We start from the raw sequence: 20,508 nt of genomic DNA, 5'->3' as shown, positions 1-20,508 counted from the left end.
CCCGGGGTGGAATAAGCCGCTATGACATGGTCGTGTTGTAGCGGTTTGTCGTTAGAGCGGATTATTTTAGAATGAAAGAAATATGGTAAAGGTAGGAGTCATCATGGGGTCGGTGAGCGACTGGGAGGTGATGTCGGCGGCCGCCGAGACGCTCGAAACGTTCGGCGTAGCGTATGAAAAGCGGATTGTGTCGGCGCATCGCACGCCCGACCTGCTGGCCGAGTATGCCAAGACGGCCAAATCCCGCGGCATAGAGGTCATCATCGCCGGTGCCGGAGGCGCGGCGCACCTGCCCGGCATGGTCGCTTCGATGACGACGCTCCCGGTAGTGGGAGTGCCGGTGAAATCGAAGGCGTTGAACGGGCTCGATTCCCTGCTCTCCATTGTGCAGATGCCTGCCGGCGTGCCGGTGGCGACCGTTGCCATCAACGGCGCGAAGAACGCCGCCCTCGTGGCGGTGAGCATTCTTGCCCTGCACGACGAGGCGCTGGCGCTGGCGCTGGAGGATTTCCGCCGCCGTCAGACCGAAACGGTGCTGATGACGGAACTGCAGTAACTACGAACCGGTTTTGAAAAGGGTGAAGACCATAGGAATCATAGGCGGTGGACAGTTGGGGCTGATGATAGCCGAGCAGGCCGCCGTGCTCGGGGCACGGACGGTGTGTCTCGACCCTTCGGCGGATGCGCCGGCCTTTCGGGTGTGCGACGACCATATCGTGGCCGCTTTCGACGATGCCGCCGCGCTGGAGGAGTTGTGCCGCCGCAGCGATGCGGTGACCTACGAATTCGAGAACGTTCCGGGGGAGATACTCATTCCCCTGACCGAACGGTACAATATTCCGCAGGGCTACCGGCCGCTGTTCGATTCGCAGGACCGGATAAGAGAGAAGACCAATGCCCGCGACAACGGCCTGCGCGTGCCCCGTTTCGCCGAGGTGCACGACCGCGAATCGCTGATGAAGGGGATTTTCGAGATAGGCTATCCGTGTGTCTTCAAAACGCGGACGCTGGGATATGACGGGCACGGACAGGCGGTGATACGTACTCCGGAGGATATCGCCCGGGCGGAACCCTATCTGGGGGTACCGGCCATTCTGGAGGAGTTCGTGCCGTTCGATTACGAGGCGAGCATCGTCATGGTGAACGACGGCGAGCGAATCGTGAGTTTCCCGATAGGGCAGAACATCCACCGCGACGGCATCCTCGACCTGTGCATCGTGCCGGCCCCGCGCATGGACGATGCCGTGCGAGCCAGGCTCGTCGAACAGAGCGAGGCGTTCATGCGCCGGTGCGGTTATACGGGGATTCTGGCTATCGAGTATTTCGTGAAGGGCGGGGAGCTGTACTTCAACGAGATGGCTCCGCGGCCCCATAACAGCGGTCATTACACCATCGAGGGGTGTACGACCAACCAGTTCCGCGAGCTCTGCCGCTATCTGCTGGGCGAGCCTTTGCAGGAACCTCGCCTGGTGGCGCCGACGGTCATGAAAAATATCCTCGGCGAGGATTTGGCCGCGGCGGAGGCCGTGGCGGCCGAAACCGGAGCAGAGGGGGCGCAGTCGCCGGAGGAGGGCGTCTATGTCCACCTTTACGGCAAGAGCGTCAGCAAGCCCAAACGCAAGATGGGGCATATCACCTTCGTGGGGATGACCGCCGGGGAGTACGATGCCCGTTGGCGGGGGCGGTTCGTGGAGTAGCCGCCGGATTTTGAAAATGGAAACGGAGAAAAGCGCAAGATAATGGAGAGTTATCGTATTTACGTAGAGAAGAAACCGGAATTCAGGGTAGAGGCGCAGAGCCTTCGGGAAGAGCTGAACGGCAATCTCGGTCTGTCGCTCGGGGAGCTGCGTCTGCTGAACGTGTACGACCTGTTCGGCTTTACGCCGGAACTGCTTGAAAAGAGCCGTTACGGGGTGTTCGGCGAAGTGGTGACGGATGTCGTGACGGATACGTGCGACCTGACGGGGAAGAGATACCTGGCTGTGGAGTACCTGCCGGGGCAGTTCGACCAGCGGGCCTCTTCGGCCGAGGAGTGCGTCATGCTGCTGGAGCCCGAGGCCAAAGTGAAGATACGCAGTGCGAGGCTGCTGATATTTGACGACGGCGTGACGGATGCCGACCTGTCGCGTATCCGCAAATACTATATCAACGGCGTGGAGTCGCGCGAGAAGAACCTCGCTGTGCTCGGCCTGGCGGAGAACGCCGAAGTGAGGCCGGTACCCGTGCTGGAGGGCTTTACCCGGATGGGCGAGGCGGCACTCGCCCCTTACTGCAAGGCCAACGGTCTGGCAATGAATGCCGACGACCTGCGTGAGGTAGTGGCCTATTTCCGCCGCGAAGGACGAGACCCTTCCGAAACGGAGCTCCGGATATTGGATACCTATTGGAGCGACCATTGCCGCCATACCACCTTTACGACCGTGCTGGAGGAGATTACCGTGGACGAGTCGTTCATGAAGGGCGAGATGGAGGAGTCTCTGGCCCTCTACCGCCGCATGCGTGAAGAGCTGGGGCGTACCGGCAAGCCGGTCTGCCTGATGGACATGGCGACCATCGGCGCCCGTTACCTGAAGAAGAAAGGACTGCTCGACGACCAGGAGGAGAGTGAGGAAAATAACGCCTGCAGCATTTTCATCAACGTCGATGTGGACGGAGAGCCGCAGAAGTGGCTGCTTCAGTTCAAGAACGAAACGCACAACCATCCGACCGAAATAGAGCCTTTCGGCGGTGCCTCCACCTGCCTGGGCGGCGCCATCCGCGACCCGCTTTCGGGCCGGGCGTATGTCTACCAGGCGATGCGTGTGACGGGTGCGGGCAACATATACCAACCTGTGGGGGAGACGCTCGAAGGCAAACTTCCGCAGCGTATCATCAGTACCAAGGCTGCGGCCGGCTATTCGAGCTACGGTAATCAGATAGGGTTGGCTACCACGCATGTACGGGAGATATACCATCCCGATTACGTGGCCAAGCGCCTGGAGGTGGGTGCGGTCGTGGGCGCGGTAAAGGCGGATAACGTCCGCCGGGAGAGTCCTGTGCCGGGCGACATCGTGCTGCTGCTGGGCGGGCGTACCGGCCGCGACGGCATAGGCGGGGCGACGGGTTCCTCGAAGGAGCACAATGCGCAGTCGCTCGAGGAGTGCGGCAGCGAGGTGCAGAAAGGCAATGCCCCGGAGGAGCGCAAGCTGCAGCGGCTGTTCCGCCGGCCGGAGGTGGCACGCCTCATCAAGAAGTCAAACGACTTCGGTGCGGGGGGTGTCAGCGTGGCCATCGGCGAGCTGACCGACGGGCTGGACATCTATCTCGACCGTGTGCCGACCAAATACAGCGGCCTGAACGCCACGGAACTCGCCATCAGCGAGTCGCAGGAGCGTATGGCCGTCGTGATAGAGGAGGCGGCCCGGGAGGAGTTCGAGCGTTACTGTGCCGAGGAGAATGTAGAGGTGACGCATGTGGCGGATGTGACCGATACCCGCCGGATGAGAATGTATCATAAGGGAGAGCTCATCGTAGACCTCTCCCGCGAATTCATAGACAGTGCCGGAGCCGAGCACCGCGCGAAGGCAGCCGTGGCCGGTGTCGAACGTCGCAATCCGTTCCTGCGCGAAGTGGCGGGGACGGGCATCGCGGAGAAGATGCGGGCGCTTCTGTCGGACGACAATGTCGTGTCGCAGAAGGGCATGGTGGAGATGTTCGACTCCACGATAGGCGCCTCGACGGTACTGATGCCCTACGGCGGCCGGACGCAGCAGACCGAGACGCAGGTGTCGGTGCAGAAGATTCCCGTAGGGGAAGGGTACACCGATACGGCGAGCATCATGGCTTTCGGTTTCAATCCTTTCATCTCCAAATGGAGCCCTTATCACGGTGCGGCCTATGCGGTCGTGGAGGCGGTGTCGAAAGCGGTTGCGGCGGGCGCCCGTTTCGAGCGGATGCGTTTCTCGTATCAGGAGTATTTCGAACGCATGACCGACGACCCCCATACGTGGGGTAAGCCGCTGGCGGCTCTGCTCGGTGCGCTGAAGATGCAGGAGGCTCTCGGACTCCCTTCCATCGGCGGCAAGGATTCCATGAGCGGGACGTTCAAGGATATCGACGTACCGCCGACGCTCATTGCGTTCGGTATCACGACGGTCGATGCGGGGCGGGTGATAAGCCCGGAGTTCAAGGAGGCGGGCCATCGTATTTACCTTATGAAACACCTTCCGCTGCACAATTTCATGCCCGATACCGATGCCCTGAAGAAGAACTGGGAATATGTGCATCGGGAAATCGCGGCGGGCAACATCGTTTCCGGATGGGCCGTCGGTTTCGGAGGCGTGGCGGAAGCCGTTGCCAAAATGTCGTTCGGTAACCGGATAGGGGCCGAAATCAAAATAAACGAACAGGAGCTCTTCGGCTGCGGCTACGGTTCGATAGTGGTCGAGAGCCGCGGAGAGCTCGATTGGCCGGGAGCCGTCGAGCTAGGCCGGACCGTGGCGGCAGAGACGGTGACGGTCAATGGAGAGCGGATGCCTATCGACCGCTTGCTGGAGGCCAATACGGTGAAGTTCGCCACGGTCTATCCCGACCGGGGAACGACCGAACCGACCGTCATGCAGTGTATGCCCCGTCCCGTTCGGTTCGAGTATCCGGGGCCTGCGAAGGGGCATCCGGTTGCTTATCTGCCCTCGTTTCCCGGGACGAACTGCGATTACGATACGGCCAAGGCGTTCCGCCGGGCGGGTGCGGAGGTCACGACGAGTGTATTCCGCAACCTCTCCGGTGCCGATGTGATGGAGTCCATCGACGAGATGTGCGGCCGGATAGCCGCCTGCGACATCTTCGTGCTGAGCGGCGGCTTCTCTTCGGGTGACGAACCCGACGGCAGCGGCAAGTTCATCGTGAGCGTGCTGAACAACGCCCGCGTTGCGGAAGAGATACACCGGCTGCTCGACCGCGGCGGCCTGATACTCGGCATCTGCAACGGCTTCCAGGCACTCGTCAAGTCGGGTCTGCTGCCCTACGGCCGGTTGGGCCGGCTGACGCCCGAGTCGCCGACGCTTTTCCGCAACGACGTGAACCGCCACATTTCGCAGACGGTATGCACGCGGGTAGCTTCGACGAACTCCCCGTGGCTGGCCGGGTTCGAGGTGGGCGACCTGCACACCATCGCCGTGAGCCACGGCGAAGGAAAGTTCGTGGTAAACGAGCGGCAGGCGCGGGAGCTTTTCGAGGCTGGACAGGTGGCTTTCCAGTATGCCGACGCCGAGGGGGTGCCCACGGGCAGGGCGCCGTTCAATCCCAACGGTTCCTATTATGCCATCGAGGGCATCGTGAGCCGCGACGGGCAGATACTTGGCAAGATGGGGCATACGGAGCGTTACGAGCCCAACCTGTTCCGCAACATAGCGGGCAACAAAGTGCAGGATATCTTCGGCAATGCCGTGCGGTATTTCAGGAAAAGATGATTCAGGTAAGCGCCAGTCGACGGCAGGCGCGGCGAATGACAATACATAAAAAACGGATAAATAATTCCCAACAACTATGGAAAAGCGCGAAATGCTCTACGAGGGCAAGGCAAAACAGGTGTTCCTGACGGACGACCCCGACCTTATCGTTATCCATTACAAGGACGACGCCACGGCATACAACAACGTCAAGAAGGCGACGATAGAGGCGAAGGGGTTGCTTAACAACCAGATATCCACTATCATATTCAAATATCTGATTGAGAACGGTATACCGACCCATTTCATCGAACAGCTCAACGACCGCGACCAGCTCTGCCGCCGCGTCACGATATTCCCCCTGGAGGTTATCGTGCGCAACGTCATCGCGGGTTCGATGGCCAAGCGGCTCGACATCCCGGAGGGAACGAAGCCGTCGAACACCATCATCGACATCTGTTACAAGAAGGACGAGCTCGGCGACCCGCTCATCAACAACGACCATGCGGTAGCCCTCGGCATCGCCACCTACGAGGAGCTCGACGAGATGTTCGAACTGACGCGCCGCATCAACGTACTGCTGACCGACCTGTTCAAGAAGTTGGGCATCACGCTCGTGGACTTCAAAATCGAGTTCGGCAAGACGAGCGACGGCAAAATCGTGCTGGCCGATGAAATCAGTCCGGATACCTGCCGTCTGTGGGATTCCCAGACGAACGAGAAACTCGATAAGGACAGGTTCCGCCGCGACCTGGGTAAGGTGCGCGAAGCATACGAGGAGATACTCCACAGGCTTACGAAATAAGCGGAAGCGGGGAATACGATTCCGGTCCCGTAAGGACGTTTGTGATTATGGGGCCGGATGGCTTTTTCGGATAAGGGACCGAAAGTGCGCATGTGCGGGGAGTTTTTTCCTTGCGTGTGTGCTTCCCTTTTTTTATTTTTGACGAATATATGACGTACGGGCTTCCGCAGGGAGGGGGCCGGAACGGTATTTTTATTGGGAGGACAAGACAAATGGCTAATTATCAGGACAGGCAAATCCATGAGGAGTGTGGCGTGTTCGGCGTGTTCGGCGTGGAGAAGGCCGCGTCGCTCACCTATTATGGACTTCATTCGCTCCAGCACCGCGGCCAGGAAGGGTGCGGCATCGTGAGCGTGGACAACCGCACGTTCCACCGTGTCAAGGGCGAGGGACTCGTGACGGAGGTCTTCAACGAAGACAACCTCCGGACGCTGACGGGAAACATGGCGATAGGACACGTGCGCTACTCGACCACGGGAGGGGGCGGCATCGACAATGTCCAGCCCTTCATGTTCATGCACAGTACGGGCGACTTCGCGCTGGCTCATAACGGCAATCTCGTCAACTCCTTCCAACTGAAAACGTTCCTTGAGGAGCGGGGCAGTCTGTTCCACTCCACTTCCGACAGCGAGATATTCGCCCACCTCATCAAGAAGGAGACCGACAGCCGTGACCGCATCTTCCCCATCCTCGAAGCGCTGAACATGGTCGAGGGGGCCTTCGCGCTGCTCATCATGACGGCCAGCAAGATATACGCATGCCGCGACAAGCACGGCCTGCGGCCGCTCTCGATAGGGAAACTCGGCGACGGCTATGTGGTCAGCAGCGAAACCTGCGCCTTCGAGGTGGTAGGAGCCGAGTTCATCCGCGACGTGGCTCCCGGCGAGGTGGTCATCATCGACGTGAACGGCCTGCAGAGCGTGGACTACTCCAAGTTCAAACACTACAACATGTGCGCGATGGAGTATGTCTATTTCGCCCGTCCCGACAGCGATATCGAGGGTACGAACGTCCATGCTTTCCGTAAGGAGACCGGGCGTATGCTCTACGAGGAGGCCCCGGTGGATGCCGATATCGTGGTGGGCGTGCCCGATTCGAGTCTCAGTGCCGCCATCGGTTACAGCGAGGCGAGCGGCATTCCCTACGAGATGGGACTCATCAAGAACAAATACGTGGGGCGTACCTTCATCCAACCCTCGCAGGAGCTGCGGGAGAAGGGGGTACGGATGAAACTCTCGCCGGTGCGCAGCATCGTCGAGGGCAAGAGGCTGGTCATCGTAGACGACTCCATCGTGCGCGGTACGACCTCGCGCCGTATCGTGAAGATGCTCCGCCAGTCGGGCGCCAAGGAGATACACATGCGTATTGCCAGTCCGGCCATCACCCATCCCTGTTTCTACGGGGTAGACATGTCTACCTATGACGAATTGATATGCGCCCGGGAGAAGGACCTCGAAGCGGTACGCCGGCTCATCGGGGCCGATTCGCTGGTATGGCTCTCGCCCGAGGCGCTCTACAAGGCGGCCGGCGGCCGGAAAGAGTTGTGCATCGCCTGCTTTAACGGCCGTTATCCCACGGCGCTCTACCAGTCGATACACGATGTGAACAAGGATAAAAAATGCTGATAACATACGAAAAACAAGATATTTATGGCAAAGAGTTATGAAGAAGCGGGTGTGAACCTCGAAGCGGGCTACGAAGGGGTGAGGCGTATCAAGAAACACGTCGCATCCACGGCACGTACCGGCGTGATGGGCAACATAGGTGCCTTCGGCGGCATGTTCGACCTGTCCAGGCTCGGAGTGGCCGAACCGGTGCTCGTGAGCGGGACAGACGGCGTGGGTACCAAGCTGAAAATAGCCATTCAGATGGACCGGCACGATACTATCGGTATCGATGCCGTGGCCATGTGCGTGAACGACGTTCTCGCACAGGGGGCCGAACCCATCTTCTTCCTCGACTATATCGCGCTCGGCATCAATGACCCGGTGAAGGTAGAGGCCATCGTTTCGGGCGTTGCCGACGGCTGCCGCCAGGCAGGGTGCGCTCTCGTGGGCGGCGAGACGGCCGAGATGCCGGGGATGTATGCCGGTGACGATTACGATATTGCCGGGTTTACGTGCGGCGTGGTGGAGAAGGCGCGTCTTATCGACTGTTCCAAGGTGGCGGCGGGCGATGTGCTGGTGGGGATTGCGTCGAGCGGCGTACACTCCAACGGTTTCAGTCTTGTGCGCAAGATTGTGTCGGACAATGGTTTCGAGTTGGATAAGGTCTATCCCGAACTTGGGGAGCGCACGCTCGGCGAAGTACTGCTGACGCCGACGAAAATCTATGTGAAGCAGGTGCTCGATGTGATTGCACAGTGCGATGTGCACGGCATCAGTCACATTACGGGCGGCGGTTTCGACGAGAATATTCCCCGCATCCTGAAGGAGGGGCAGGGAATCGAGGTGACGGAAGGTTCGTGGGAGATACTCCCCGTGTTCCGTTTTCTGGAGAAGTACGGCCGGATAGCGCACCGCGAGATGTTCAATATCTTCAATATGGGCATCGGCATGGTCATCGCCTTGCCCGAGGAGGATGCGGCGAAGGCCGTGGCGATACTCGAGGGATACGGCGAACGGGCGTCGGTCATCGGCCGTGTCACCGACCGGGAGGGCGTCGTGATAAAATAACATGCTGCCGATGGAGAGAAATGTGGGTAAAGGACACAGGCTCGCCGTATTCGCCAGCGGTAACGGCAGCAATTTCGAGGCGATAGCCGCGGCGTGCGCCGACGGCCGTCTCGATGCGCGGGTGGTACTGCTCGTATGCGACAGGCCGGGCGCTTACGTCTGCGAACGGGCCGCACGGCTGGGTGTAGAGACGTTCGCCTTTCGTCCGAAGGATTATGTCTCGAAGGAGGCTTATGAACAGGACATCGTGCGCATGCTCGACGAGCGCGGTGTGGAACTGGTCTGCCTGGCCGGATACATGCGGATACTCTCCCGTGTGATGCTCGATGCCTATGGCGGGCGCATCGTCAACATACATCCCTCGCTGCTGCCCGCTTTCAAGGGCGCCCATGCCATTCGGGACGCTTTCGAATACGGCGTGAAGGTGTACGGCGTGACGGTGCATTATGTGAATGACGAGTTGGACGGCGGGAAGATTATTGCCCAGCGGGCTTTCGACTATACCGGTGCCGATGTGCAGGAGCTGGAGGCGATGGTACATGCGGTGGAACATCCGCTCTATGTGGAGGCGATAGCCGGCCTGCTCGCCGGACGGAACAGGTAACGTCCGTTCGATTGGCCGCCGGTATGGCGGTCGGTCGTCTGGGCGGGCAGGTGGAAACAGAGATTTGGAAATATAAAACGATAGAAAATGAGAGCACTTATCAGCGTTAGCGACAAAACGGGCGTCGTGGAGTTTGCGGACGGTTTGAAGAGACTGGGTTGGGACATCATCGCCACGGGCGGTACCATGAAGCTGCTGCGCGATGCGGGGCTGGAAGTAATCAATATCAGCGACGTGACGGGATTCCCGGAGATATGCGACGGGCGCGTGAAGACGCTCCATCCCAAGGTACACGGGGGGCTGCTCGCCCGCCGCGACCTGCCCTCGCATCTGGAGGCGCTGCGCGAAAACGGCATCGAGTTCATCGACATGGTCTGCGTGAACCTTTATCCCTTCCGCCAGACGATAGCCAAAGAGGGCGTTTCGATGGAGGATGCGATAGAGAATATCGACATAGGCGGTCCTTCCATGCTCCGCAGCGCCGCCAAGAACTACCGCGACGTGACGGTGGTATGCGACCCGCAGGATTACGGACGGGTGCTCGACGAGATACGCGCGGGCGGCAATACCCGCTCCGAAACGCGGCTCATGCTTTCGGCTAAGGCATTTACCCATACGGCGCAGTACGATGCCTGCATTGCGACCTACCTGCGGGAAAAAGCCGGTCTGCCGGAGAAGCTCTTCCTGGATTTCGACATCGTGCAGCCGCTGCGTTACGGCGAGAATCCCCACCAGCAGGCCAGGTTCTACCGCGGGGCCGAACCCGTGCCCTTCTCCCTGGCGTTCGCCCGCCAGCTCAACGGCAAGGAGCTCTCCTATAATAATATACAGGATGCCAATGCGGCGCTCAATATCGTTCGGGAGTTCGATGCGCCGTTTTGCGTGGGGCTCAAGCACATGAATCCGTGCGGAGCTGCTGTGGGCCGGGACATTGCCCAGGCATGGAGCAAGGCTTACGAGGCAGACAAGGTGAGCATCTACGGCGGTATCGTAGCGGTGAACCGCGAAGTGGATGCCGCGACGGCGTTGGCGATGAAGCCCGTCTTTCTGGAAATCATCATCGCACCCTCGTTTTCGAAGGAGGCGCTCGAAATATTGACCAAAAAGAAGAACCTGCGTCTGCTCGAAGTGGACATGCGGCGCACGGGCGTCCGCGAACGCCAGCTCGTGAGCGTGAACGGCGGTCTGCTCGTACAGGACCTCGATACGGAGACCTGTACCGTCACGGCGGAGATGGCCGTAACGAAGCGGCGGCCCGAAGCGGCTCTGCTTGCGGATATGGATTTCGCTTGGCGTATCGTGAAGCATGTGAAGTCCAACGCCATCGTGGTGGTGAAGGACGGGTGTACGGCAGGCATCGGCGCGGGACAGATGAACCGCGTGGGGTCGGCTGAAATCGCCCTGCGGGAGGCCCGGGAGAAGGGGTTGACCGAAGGGCTCGTGCTCGCGTCGGACGGTTTCCTGCCCTTCGACGATACGGTGACGCTGGCGGCGGGTTATGGTGTGTCGGCCATCGTGCAGCCCGGCGGCAGCATTCATGACGAGGATTCCGTCGTGAAGGCCGATGAACTCGGTATCGCCATGGTATTCACCGGCGAACGCCATTTCAAACACTGACGCCGGTCCGAAGGAGGCGGTGCGGCAGACGGTTCGTTCCGCGGAATCCGGAGACCTGCTTTTGGAAACGAAAAGAGAGAGAAAAAGATGAAAGTGCTTGTAGTAGGGGGCGGCGGACGCTGCCATGCGATAGCGGATGCGCTTCGCCGTTCGCCTAAAGTGGAAAAGATATACGTCGCACCGGGCAATGCCGGTACGGCGGAAGTGGCGGAGAATGTGCCGCTGAAGGATACCGACGTGCAGGGACTGCTGGCTTTCGCGCAGAAGAAGGACATCGACTTGACGGTGGTCGGACCGGAAGCCGCCCTTCAGGCCGGAATCGTGGACGAATTCCGTAGTCATGGCCTTCGCATCTTCGGGCCGACCGCTGCCGCTGCCCGTATCGAGACGAGCAAGGAGTTCGCTAAGGAGCTGATGATGCGGTACGATATTCCGACGGCCGCTTATCGTCCGTTCGACGACTACCGGGAGGCGTTGGACTACGTGGCATCGCGGCCGTTGCCTGCGGTGCTCAAGTACGACGGCCTGGCGGCCGGGAAAGGGGTGGTCATCGCCCGGAGTATGGAGGAGGCGGAGGCTGCTCTGCGGGACATGCTTCTCGACGACAAGTTCGGCCACGGGCGCGTCATCGTAGAGGATTATCTCGAAGGGCCGGAGTTCTCGTTTATGTGTTTCGTGTCGGGTTCCGATGTCTGGCCGATGCCGTTGGCCCAGGACCATAAGCGGGCCTACGACGGCGACCGGGGGCCCAATACGGGCGGTATGGGCGCCTATTCGCCCGTTCCGTTCATCAGCGAGGATGAACGCCGGTTTGCACTGGACAATATCATGAAGAAGACGGCGGCGGCCATGGTGCTCGAGGGGCTCCCCTTTACGGGTGTCCTCTACGGCGGCCTGATGAAGACGCGGGACGGCATCAAGGTAATCGAATTCAATGCCCGTTTCGGCGACCCCGAGACGGAGGTGGTATTGCCGCGCCTGAAGAGCGACATATACGATATTTTTGCCGGGGTGGCCGACGGGAGTCCGGTGGAAGAGCCCGTATGGGACGACCGTGCCGCACTCGGTATCGTGCTGGCTTCCAAAGGTTATCCGGGCTCGTGCGAAAAAGGCTTCCCCATCGGGGGGCTCGATGCGTTGAATGACCCCGATATCCGGGTCTACCATATGGGAACGGCGTGGTCCGGAGACGGATTGGTGACGGCGGGCGGCCGGGTGCTGATAGTGGTAGGGCGCGGGGATACGCTCGCCGAGGCGCGGCTGAAAGCCATACAGGGTGTGGGCAGGGTAGCGTGCGACAACCTGTTTTACCGCACCGATATCGGCGCTGCGGCACTGGAACATTGAGGGGGACGGAGGTGCCTCCCTACGCCGGCTCTCTTTCTGGAAAGGCGGCGAGGGGAATCGATTCGAATTGAACGTCATTGCGGTGGCGGAAAGAATAAATTGACAAGCGATTATGGTAATAAGCGGGAAAGAACTTTCGATGGAGATGAAGCGGCAGATGGCCGTCAGAGTGAAGGAACTTGAACAGAAATACGGCAGGGTACCGCATCTGGTGGTGGTGCTTGTCGGCGAGGACCCGGGCAGTGTGTCGTATGTGGCGGGCAAGGCCAAGGCGGCAGACGAGATAGGGATACGGAATACCACCATCCGCCGTCCGGAGACGATTACCGAAGCGGAGATGCTGGCGTTGATAGAGGAGCTGAATGCCGATAAGGAGGTGGACGGTATCCTCGTGCAGTTGCCTCTTCCGAAACACATCGACTCCGACAAGGTCATCGCAGCCATCGACCGCGGGAAGGATGTGGACGGTTTCCATCCGCTCAATGTGGCCTCCCTCTGGCTCAGGCAGGAGTGCCTGCTGCCGTGTACTCCGAAAGGCATCATCCGGCTGCTGAAGAGTACGGGCACGGAAATAGCGGGAAAGCGTGCGGTCGTCATAGGAAGAAGCAATATCGTCGGTTTGCCGGTCGCTAAACTGCTGCTCGACGAGAATGCGACCGTGACGATAGCCCACAGCCGGACGAAGAACCTGCCGGAAGTGACGCGCGAGGCCGACATCCTGGTGGTGGCCATAGGCCGTCCGAAGTTCGTCACGGCCGATATGGTGAAACCGGGCGCCGTGGTGATAGACGTTGGCGTGAACCGCGACCCGGAAACCGGCAAACTGTGCGGTGATGTCGATTTCGCCGCCTGCGAACCGGTTGCCGGCATGATAACGAAAGTGCCGGGAGGGGTGGGCCCCATGACTATCACGATATTGTTGGAAAATACGATAGAGGCTTTTGAACGGCGTATGAGAGGCTGATTGGCGGCAGGGCCTTGTCTGCGGCTAAGGCGTGAAGCGGCGCCGTGCAGAAGATGCACGGCGCCGCTCCGCTTCTGCATAGCAGGTGCATGGATGAAATTGGTTTCCGCTGAGGCCGCATGTTACAATCAGGGGAGGATTTTCGGCATATTTTTCTTTCTTTCAAATAAAGGCGGTATCTTTGCGCCGTTTTAAGCAATTAAAAAACCGTTTAATCGACTAACCGCGCGACCGCGCAAACTTAAACTTAATTTATGGAGTGGTTCAGGGAGCTCGTCTTCGGAACGGGGATAGCTCATTCTATTCTGTTGCTGGCCCTTGTGATAGCCGTGGGAGCGGCATTGGCTAAAATCAAGGTGGCCGGCGTTTCTTTGGGCATGACGTGGATACTCTTCGTAGGTATCGTTGCCAGCCATTTCGGCCTGGTGCTCGACCCGGTGGTGCTGGGCTTCATCAGGGATTTCGGCCTCATCGTCTTCATCTTCGCCGTGGGCATGCAGGTAGGGCCGAGCTTCTTCTCTTCGTTCAGAAAAGGCGGCCTCAAGCTCAACGGCTTCGCCGTGCTGAGTATCGCTTTGAGCGTGGGTATCGCCTTAATCCTCTGCAAGGTGGCGGATGTGAAGCTGACTACGATGACCGGTATTCTCTGCGGTGCCGTGACCAATACCCCCGGTCTCGGTGCAGCGCAGGAGGCGTATCATGATGCGACCGGTGTCAGTGACCCCTCCATTGCCATGGGGTATGCGGTGGCCTATCCGTTGGGCGTTATCGGCATCATCCTTTCGATGATACTGCTCCGCGTGATTTTCCGCGTCAATATAGAGGCTGAGAACAAACGGCTCGAAGAGGCCCGCCGCGACGACCCTTCCGCTACGAACACCGTTTCCGTGAAGGTGACGAATCCCGTCTTCTCGGGCAAGAAAATCGCCGATATGAAGAAACTCTGTACGAACAGGTTCGTCATTTCGCGTATCATGCATCCGGACGGGACGGTGGACATTGCGGCCGGCCATTCGGTCATCAATCTGGATGACGTCCTTTACATGGTCGTTTCCGCCAAGGATTCCGCCCGTGTGGCATCGTTTATCGGCGAAGAGGTGACCGTGGATGATGACAAATGGCGCGAGGAGAACCAGAAGTACGTTTCGCGCCGTATCGTGATTACCAAACCGCAGATTAACGGCCGCTATCTCGGCGACCTCAAGTTGAGAAACAATTTCGGCGTGAACGTTGTCCGGGTGAACCGTGCGGGTATCGACCTTGCGGCAACAGCCAACCTTCAGCTCCAGATGGGCGACCGGCTCACGGTGGTGGGCGAGGAGGCGGCCCTCCAGGATGTGGCCAACATGCTCGGCAACCAGCTCAAGCGGCTCCGCCATCCCAATATCATTCCGATATTCGTCTGCCTGCTGCTCGGTGCACTGCTCGGCAGCATTCCTTTCTACTTCGGCAATATTCCCCAGCCGGTGAAGCTCGGCCTCGCCGGCGGTACACTCGTGGTAGCCATACTCGTGGGCCGTTTCGGGCCGAAAATCCGGATGATAACCTATACCACTGTCAGTGCGAACCTCATGCTGAGGGAGATAGGTATTTCGATGTTCCTGGCGGCCGTAGGGCTCGGCGCCGGCAGCGGATTCGTGGAGACGATTGTCGGCGGCGGCTGGAAGTGGATTGGGTACGGTTTCATCATTACCGTCCTGCCCCTGCTCATCACCGGGTTCATCGCACACAAATGGGGAAAGGTGGATTTCTTTACGCTGATGGGGATGATGGCCGGCGGAACGACCGACCCGCCCGCACTCTCCTTCGCCTCCAGCATATCGCCCAACGACCTTCCGGCAGTGGGATATACGACGGTCTATCCGCTTACCATGTTTCTGCGAATTATCACGGCCCAGATGCTTATTCTGCTTGCGGTATAGCGGCTGAATCCGGGAACAAGATTGCGGGGATGCACGGAAAAGTGCATCCCCGTCTTGTTTGTGCGGTGCCGCTGTCCCGTATCTGCGGAGTGTATTTGCGGGCGGAGAGGGCCGGATGGTAAAGGGGCGTTGCCTGCGTTCTCTCCGTAAAACACGGGAGGAGGCTCCCGGAGCGGGTTTATTTCAGGTATTCCGTGAAGAAACTTTCGAGTTTGTCGAAAGGAATCATCTCCGTGCGGTCGTATAGGTCGATATGGCGGGCTCCCGGAACGACGTAAAGCTCTTTCGGCTCCGCAGCCCTCTCGTAGGCGTCCTCGCTGAAGTAACGGGAGTGTGCCTCTTCGCCGATGATGAACAACAGAGGTCGGGGCGCGATGGTCTCGATATACTCCATCAGCGGAAAGTTGATGAATGAAAGGTGGCTGGTGGTGGTGAATCCGCCCCGGGCACGGGGATGGTGGCCGCGTTCCATGGCATAGTATTCCCAGAATTCCGCGCTGATGGCGTCGAGTTCTTCCGGTACCGCGGTGGTCGCATCGGGCGGAAATGAGGGGAGGTATTCCGGTTCCCCCTTCTCGAAATCTTTCCAGCGCTGTTCGCCGAGCCGTTCGAGCATGGCATCGTACTCATCCTTGGTCATGGAATCCTTCCAACCGTAATGGTCGGCCCGGCTGATGTCGTACATGCTTGCCGTCGCAACGGCCTTGATGCGTTTGTCTACCTGTGCGGCGGTGACTGCGAAACCGCCCGCTCCGCAGAGTCCTATCGCTCCGATACGCTCCCTGTCCACGAAGGGCCGCGTACCGATGAAATCGACGCTGGCGCTGAAATCCTCGACGAAGATGTCCGGCGAGGAGACATGGCGGGGTTCTCCGCCGCTCTCCCCGTTGTATGATTCGTCGAATGCAAGTGTTACGAATCCGCGTTCGGCAAGCACCATCGCATAGATGCCGGCACCTTGTTCCTTTACGCCTCCGTAGGGGGTGCCGATAACGATGGCCGGATATTTTTTCGTCGTATCCAGCCCTTTGGGCAGGTACATGTCTGCTGCGACCGTTATACCGAAACGGTTGTCGTACCGTACATTTTCAACCGTTACCTTGTCGCTGACCTTGAAGGTCTTTCCGTTTTCCTGAGCATGAATCCCATTCATAATCGTCGTTGTTAGAATTGTGATAAGAATAATGCGTTTTTTCATGTTGCCGATATATTGGGTGTGTTGGAATGTGTTGCCGGATTCGGGAAACTTCTTCCCGGAACCGGTATGGCAAAGGTAGGGAGGCATGCGGTGCCGTATGATAGATGAATTACGGATTGTATTACCTTAATTACCGGTAGTGGCTCGGAGATGGCGTGCATGGAGAGCCGGGATGTCCCGGGTGCCGGCTGCAGCAGCGAGGGGAAGGGAGAGAAGACGTAACGGGTAAAGAAGAGGCAACATAAAGGGCCGTCCTTGCAAAGGACGGCCCTTTATGTTGTTCGAATGCTCTTATTTGGAAGCTTCTACCGATTCTTTCCGGAATTCTTTCATGAGTTTGGAAATCTCCAAAGCCGCTTTGCGTGCACGCGTACCGGCAGCCTTGTTGTTCTTGGTCAGTTGAAGGTTCGCGTTCGTCTGGAAGATTTCGATTTGTTCGTTGATTTTGTCTACTAATGTCTGCATAGTTCTATAGTTTTTAAGATTTAGGTTACTTCTCTCCTACAAAATTATATAAAAAAACGGTTTTCCCAAGAGTTACAGCCTGATTTACGGTACTGAACGAAGTTAACCTTCAGTTGAACCTTATTCTTTCCTCTTTTTCAGATTTTTCCAGAACAGCCGGAACCGGGTCTTGAGGGTCATTTTCTTTTCGTTGCCGTATCCGTAACCGTATCCGTACCCATAGCCGTAACCATAGGTGGAGGTTTCGCGGGTGTATCGTCTGGCTGCACCGATATCGGTGATGATGACATTCATGTTACGCAGCGTCTTGCGGTCGTTGAGTATGTTGATACCCACCAGGTTGCGTTTGAACGATTTGCCTACGCGTACCGAGAATACGGTCAGGTCGGCTATCCGGTTGATGAGCATGGTGTCGGTTACCAGTCCGATAGGCGGAGTATCGACGACGACGTAGTCGTACATCTGTTTCAGCTCCTCGAAAGTCTGTGTTATCCGGTCGCCCATGAGCAGTTCGGCCGGGTTCGGGGGAATGACGCCGACATAAAGCACATCGACGTTGTGCATGGCGTTGTGGCTGATGAGGTTGTCGAGATTCTCCTCCTTTTTCACCAGATAATTGACCAATCCCTTGGTCTGCCTGCGTCCGCTGATTTTCTCCGAAAGGGAGGCTTTGCGTAGGTCGAGGTCTACCAGCAGTACCCGTTTTCCGGCGATGCCCAGCGTCAGGGAGAGGTTGATGGATACGAAACTCTTCCCCTCGCCCGGCATGGACGAAGTGACCATGATGACCTTACCGCCCTGCGGCATGGTGAAGTCCAAGTTGGTACGTACCATTCGGAAGGCCTCCGTGACGACATCCCGGCTGTTCGGGGAGACTATCTTGTCGTTGTGCATGCCGGCGGTTTTGGAGGGAATGGCACCTATTATCGGGACATGGATGTTGTCTTCCACTTCGCTGACGCTTCCGACCTTCACCCGCAGTTGCTCTATCAGGTAGATGACGATGGCCGGAAGGATGAGTCCGATGGCGAAAAACAGCAGGACAATCATGGACCTGTGCGGTGCGACGTGGATGGGGTTTACCAGCGCCTTGTCGATGACTTGGGCGACCGGGGTGGTGGCCACCATGGAGAGGGCCGTCTCCTCACGTTTGTTGAGGAGGTAGGTGTAGAGGGCTGCCTTGATTTCCTGGTTCCGTTCTATCGAAACGGTTTCGCGTTCCAGATAGGGGATGTTGCTGACCTTGTCGGATACCTGGGCGAGCTGTTGCCGGAGTGACTCGTTCTGTATCTGGAGGGAGTTGGCGACATTCTCTATGGATTTTTTCAGCGAATGCTGCATGGAGATTATCTGTGCGTTCATCTCCCGGATGACGGGGTTGTCGTCCGAAGTCTCCGTTCCCAGCCGCATCCTTTCGAGTACCAGTTCGTTGTATTTGTTGATGGCGTTCGACAGGGCCTGGTTCTCTATTCCGATATTGACCGGCAGGATGCCGATTTCCTCCTTTCCGTTGAGGATGTCGCCTATGGCGGAGAGCATCTCCAACTGTATTTCCGTCTTGAGCAGGTCGTCTTCGTATTGACGGGAGGTTTCGAGCGAGAGTTTCGTCTCCGAAATGATGTCTACCGCGGAGTTGTCGCTTTTGAACTTTTCGATGGCCGTATCGACGTCGGAGAGTTCACCTTCCACTGCCTGCAGGCGTTCGTCGATGAACCGCATGGTCGCTTCGGCCGTCCGGCGCTTGCTGTTGATGGCGTCTTCGTTATAGACCTCGATGAGCTTGTTCGTCAGCGCCGCCGCCTTCTGCGGGTTATGGTCGGAGATGGAGACATTGACGATATTGGAAAATTTCTGGGCCTGCGCTACGTGCAGCGCTTTGGCGTATGCTTCGGCGGCGTTCCGTACGGGACGGACATAAATTCTCAGGGAGTTTGCAGCTTTCGGGTTGTATCCGGCCGTCGCCACGGCCCGTTCGAGCCGGAAGACTCCGACCGTGTCGCGGATTGTCTCTCCGAAGGCTCCGGTAATGGTCTTTTCCGTAGTCTTCTGCCCCGGCAGCCGGTATTCGAGGAGTGCCTTGAAGCTTCCGTCTGCATCTTCTATCGATTTGATATGAATGTTGAAGGTATAGCGGATGGTATCTGCCGTCAGTTTCAGAGGAGAACTTTCGGCAGTCAGGTAGCTGTACCGGAGTTTCGATTTGGTGGCGTAGACGATGTTGGCGTCCAGTTCGGCTACCACGCGTTCCATGATGGAGCGCGAGCCCATGATGAGCAGTTCGTCCTCGACTCCGCTGTTGGTACGGTACATCATGCGGCCGGGCATGAATCCTGTCAGGTCGCTGTTCGACGAACGGTTGTACTGTTCGTCGATGAGCACCATGGCGGAGGAGCGGTATACGTCGGGCCGCGAGAGGGCATATACGATACCGATGCCCGCGAATGCGATTGCCGAGAGGGCGAACCAATACCAATTGAATACGATGAAATCGAAAATATCCCGCAGGGTGATGGATTTGTTTTCCTCCTCTTTCCTGCCGTCGATGATGTCTTTGTTATTCTCGGTCATTGCAAAGCCTTGGTTTAGGATTGGGGGTCTGTTATCTGCCGCTTACGCTGGTTATGTAGAAGATGAGCATCGCGATGGAGCTTGCGAGGGAACCGAGCGATACGATGGTCGGGAAGTTCATCTGGAAAGCCGATGTTTCGCGGGCCCTGGCGTTGATGGGGTCCACGTAGACCACATCGTTCTGCTGCAGATAGTAATAGGGCGATTCGAATATCTTTTTCGATTTGATGTTGAGACGGCCTATTTCGCGTACGCCGTCCGTTTCCCTTATCACCACGACGTTTTCCCGGTCGCCGAATTCGGTCATGTCGCCGGCCATGCCCAGCGCTTCGAGGATGGAGACCCTGTCGCCCGTAATCCGGAAGTTGCCGGGTTTTTCCACTTCGCCTATCACGGTGATGTTGAAGTTGAGGAAGTTGATGGTCACGATGGGGTCGGGCATATACTGTGTGAGCATTCCCTTTATCATGTCGGCCACCTCGTTGCGCGTCATGCCGGCTATGTGGAGGGTACCGAGCGTCGGGAAGTCGATGTTGCCTTCCGGGTTCACCGTGTAGCTTTCGAGCTCCTGCCGCGACTGTGCCTGCGGCGTTACCGCCGACATCTGCGCTTTGACGCTGTAAAGGTTGAAGGGAACGGCCAGTTCCGGTTTCGATGACGACACGATGATGGAGAGCAGGTCGCCGGGCTTGATGATATTGGTGTAGGGATTGAGCTCTTCCATTTCGCCTGCTGCGGCATCCTGGAGATAGGCTATGTTTTTCGCCGAGCCGCAGGACAGCATGACGGCGGCTACCGTGCAGAGGCTCAAGAGTCGTTTAAGCATGTCGTTTCCGTATTCAGGGTGGTTAATTATCATTCAACAGGACACAAATATACGTTATTTTCCCCGACCGGCAAACCCCGGCGGGTTT

At 58.2% G+C, this 20,508-nt stretch carries 15 protein-coding genes; 11 read left to right on the top strand and 4 right to left on the bottom strand.

Features of this window, described 5'->3' with window-relative positions; translation table 11 throughout:
• Nucleotides 1-82 precede the first annotated feature (82 nt).
• The 11 genes from purE to BQ5361_RS05725 all read left to right on the top strand — a co-directional run bounded on the left by purE (nucleotide 83) and on the right by BQ5361_RS05725 (nucleotide 15,363).
• A complete protein-coding gene (gene purE, locus BQ5361_RS05775; RefSeq protein ID WP_022064388.1) occupies nucleotides 83-556 on the top strand; it encodes a 5-(carboxyamino)imidazole ribonucleotide mutase in 474 nt (157 codons plus the stop codon).
• Nucleotides 557-578: 22 nt separating this feature from the next.
• The gene (locus BQ5361_RS05770; protein WP_022064387.1) at nucleotides 579-1,697 is read left to right on the top strand and encodes a 5-(carboxyamino)imidazole ribonucleotide synthase; all 1,119 of its coding nucleotides are present in this window, start codon (nucleotides 579-581) and stop codon (nucleotides 1,695-1,697) included.
• A gap of 42 nt (nucleotides 1,698-1,739) precedes the next feature.
• The gene (locus BQ5361_RS05765; protein ID WP_035472568.1) at nucleotides 1,740-5,450 is read left to right on the top strand and encodes a phosphoribosylformylglycinamidine synthase; all 3,711 of its coding nucleotides are present in this window, start codon (nucleotides 1,740-1,742) and stop codon (nucleotides 5,448-5,450) included.
• A gap of 76 nt (nucleotides 5,451-5,526) precedes the next feature.
• Complete coding sequence (gene purC, locus BQ5361_RS05760) at nucleotides 5,527-6,234, top strand: phosphoribosylaminoimidazolesuccinocarboxamide synthase (protein ID WP_022064385.1); 708 nt, start codon at nucleotides 5,527-5,529, stop codon at nucleotides 6,232-6,234.
• A 212-nt stretch (nucleotides 6,235-6,446) separates the two neighbouring features.
• Nucleotides 6,447-7,859 carry an amidophosphoribosyltransferase gene (purF, locus tag BQ5361_RS05755; protein WP_022064384.1) on the top strand — a complete coding sequence of 471 codons (1,413 nt, stop codon included), beginning with the start codon at nucleotides 6,447-6,449 and terminating at the stop codon, nucleotides 7,857-7,859.
• A gap of 24 nt (nucleotides 7,860-7,883) precedes the next feature.
• The gene (purM, locus tag BQ5361_RS05750) at nucleotides 7,884-8,909 is read left to right on the top strand and encodes a phosphoribosylformylglycinamidine cyclo-ligase (protein WP_035472566.1); all 1,026 of its coding nucleotides are present in this window, start codon (nucleotides 7,884-7,886) and stop codon (nucleotides 8,907-8,909) included.
• 10 nt (nucleotides 8,910-8,919) lie between these two features.
• Nucleotides 8,920-9,513, top strand: coding sequence for a phosphoribosylglycinamide formyltransferase (gene purN / locus BQ5361_RS05745; protein WP_035472685.1), 594 nt, complete (start codon nucleotides 8,920-8,922; stop codon nucleotides 9,511-9,513).
• Nucleotides 9,514-9,600: 87 nt separating this feature from the next.
• Nucleotides 9,601-11,130 (top strand): bifunctional phosphoribosylaminoimidazolecarboxamide formyltransferase/IMP cyclohydrolase, encoded by a 1,530-nt coding sequence (gene purH, locus BQ5361_RS05740; RefSeq protein ID WP_035472564.1) that lies wholly within the window; start codon nucleotides 9,601-9,603, stop codon nucleotides 11,128-11,130.
• An 87-nt stretch (nucleotides 11,131-11,217) separates the two neighbouring features.
• Nucleotides 11,218-12,477, top strand: a complete 1,260-nt coding sequence (gene purD / locus BQ5361_RS05735; RefSeq protein ID WP_035472562.1) for a phosphoribosylamine--glycine ligase — start codon at nucleotides 11,218-11,220, stop codon at nucleotides 12,475-12,477.
• A gap of 112 nt (nucleotides 12,478-12,589) precedes the next feature.
• Nucleotides 12,590-13,441, top strand: coding sequence for a bifunctional methylenetetrahydrofolate dehydrogenase/methenyltetrahydrofolate cyclohydrolase FolD (gene folD, locus BQ5361_RS05730; protein ID WP_022064379.1), 852 nt, complete (start codon nucleotides 12,590-12,592; stop codon nucleotides 13,439-13,441).
• Between the two features lie 254 nt (nucleotides 13,442-13,695).
• Nucleotides 13,696-15,363: a putative transporter gene (locus BQ5361_RS05725; RefSeq protein WP_022064378.1), complete on the top strand. Its 1,668-nt coding sequence runs from the start codon at nucleotides 13,696-13,698 to the stop codon at nucleotides 15,361-15,363.
• 178 nt (nucleotides 15,364-15,541) lie between these two features.
• Here BQ5361_RS05725 and BQ5361_RS05720 read toward each other — a convergent pair whose 3' ends face one another.
• The 4 genes from BQ5361_RS05720 to BQ5361_RS05705 form a co-directional block, all read right to left on the bottom strand.
• A complete protein-coding gene (locus BQ5361_RS05720; protein WP_035472683.1) occupies nucleotides 15,542-16,516 on the bottom strand; it encodes an alpha/beta hydrolase in 975 nt (324 codons plus the stop codon).
• A 336-nt stretch (nucleotides 16,517-16,852) separates the two neighbouring features.
• The gene (locus BQ5361_RS05715; RefSeq protein ID WP_022064376.1) at nucleotides 16,853-17,026 is read right to left on the bottom strand and encodes a hypothetical protein; all 174 of its coding nucleotides are present in this window, start codon (nucleotides 17,024-17,026) and stop codon (nucleotides 16,853-16,855) included.
• 120 nt (nucleotides 17,027-17,146) lie between these two features.
• Nucleotides 17,147-19,594: a GumC family protein gene (locus BQ5361_RS05710; protein ID WP_022064375.1), complete on the bottom strand. Its 2,448-nt coding sequence runs from the start codon at nucleotides 19,592-19,594 to the stop codon at nucleotides 17,147-17,149.
• 31 nt (nucleotides 19,595-19,625) lie between these two features.
• Entirely contained in the window at nucleotides 19,626-20,420 is a 795-nt protein-coding gene (locus BQ5361_RS05705) for a polysaccharide biosynthesis/export family protein (protein ID WP_035472560.1), read from the bottom strand.
• Nucleotides 20,421-20,508: the final 88 nt, after the last annotated feature.

Source organism: Tidjanibacter massiliensis, assembly GCF_900104605.1.
Taxonomy (GTDB): Bacteria; Bacteroidota; Bacteroidia; order Bacteroidales; family Rikenellaceae; genus Tidjanibacter; species Tidjanibacter inops.
The sequence above is the reverse complement of the archived record's forward strand: the minus strand, read 5'-3'. Positions and strand labels throughout refer to the sequence as shown.

What these genes read in the sequence shown, in the direction of transcription:
- BQ5361_RS05720 (WP_035472683.1), bottom strand. Translation starts at nt 16,516, where the DNA reads ATGAATGGGATTCATGCTCAGGAAAACGGAAAGACCTTCAAGGTCAGC.
- purC (WP_022064385.1), top strand. Translation starts at nt 5,527, where the DNA reads ATGGAAAAGCGCGAAATGCTCTACGAGGGCAAGGCAAAACAGGTGTTC.
- BQ5361_RS05705 (WP_035472560.1), bottom strand. Translation starts at nt 20,420, where the DNA reads ATGCTTAAACGACTCTTGAGCCTCTGCACGGTAGCCGCCGTCATGCTG.
- BQ5361_RS05710 (WP_022064375.1), bottom strand. Translation starts at nt 19,594, where the DNA reads ATGACCGAGAATAACAAAGACATCATCGACGGCAGGAAAGAGGAGGAA.
- purM (WP_035472566.1), top strand. Translation starts at nt 7,884, where the DNA reads ATGGCAAAGAGTTATGAAGAAGCGGGTGTGAACCTCGAAGCGGGCTAC.
- purE (WP_022064388.1), top strand. Translation starts at nt 83, where the DNA reads ATGGTAAAGGTAGGAGTCATCATGGGGTCGGTGAGCGACTGGGAGGTG.
- purF (WP_022064384.1), top strand. Translation starts at nt 6,447, where the DNA reads ATGGCTAATTATCAGGACAGGCAAATCCATGAGGAGTGTGGCGTGTTC.
- purN (WP_035472685.1), top strand. Translation starts at nt 8,920, where the DNA reads ATGGAGAGAAATGTGGGTAAAGGACACAGGCTCGCCGTATTCGCCAGC.
- purH (WP_035472564.1), top strand. Translation starts at nt 9,601, where the DNA reads ATGAGAGCACTTATCAGCGTTAGCGACAAAACGGGCGTCGTGGAGTTT.
- BQ5361_RS05715 (WP_022064376.1), bottom strand. Translation starts at nt 17,026, where the DNA reads ATGCAGACATTAGTAGACAAAATCAACGAACAAATCGAAATCTTCCAG.
- folD (WP_022064379.1), top strand. Translation starts at nt 12,590, where the DNA reads ATGGTAATAAGCGGGAAAGAACTTTCGATGGAGATGAAGCGGCAGATG.
- purD (WP_035472562.1), top strand. Translation starts at nt 11,218, where the DNA reads ATGAAAGTGCTTGTAGTAGGGGGCGGCGGACGCTGCCATGCGATAGCG.
- BQ5361_RS05765 (WP_035472568.1), top strand. Translation starts at nt 1,740, where the DNA reads ATGGAGAGTTATCGTATTTACGTAGAGAAGAAACCGGAATTCAGGGTA.
- BQ5361_RS05725 (WP_022064378.1), top strand. Translation starts at nt 13,696, where the DNA reads ATGGAGTGGTTCAGGGAGCTCGTCTTCGGAACGGGGATAGCTCATTCT.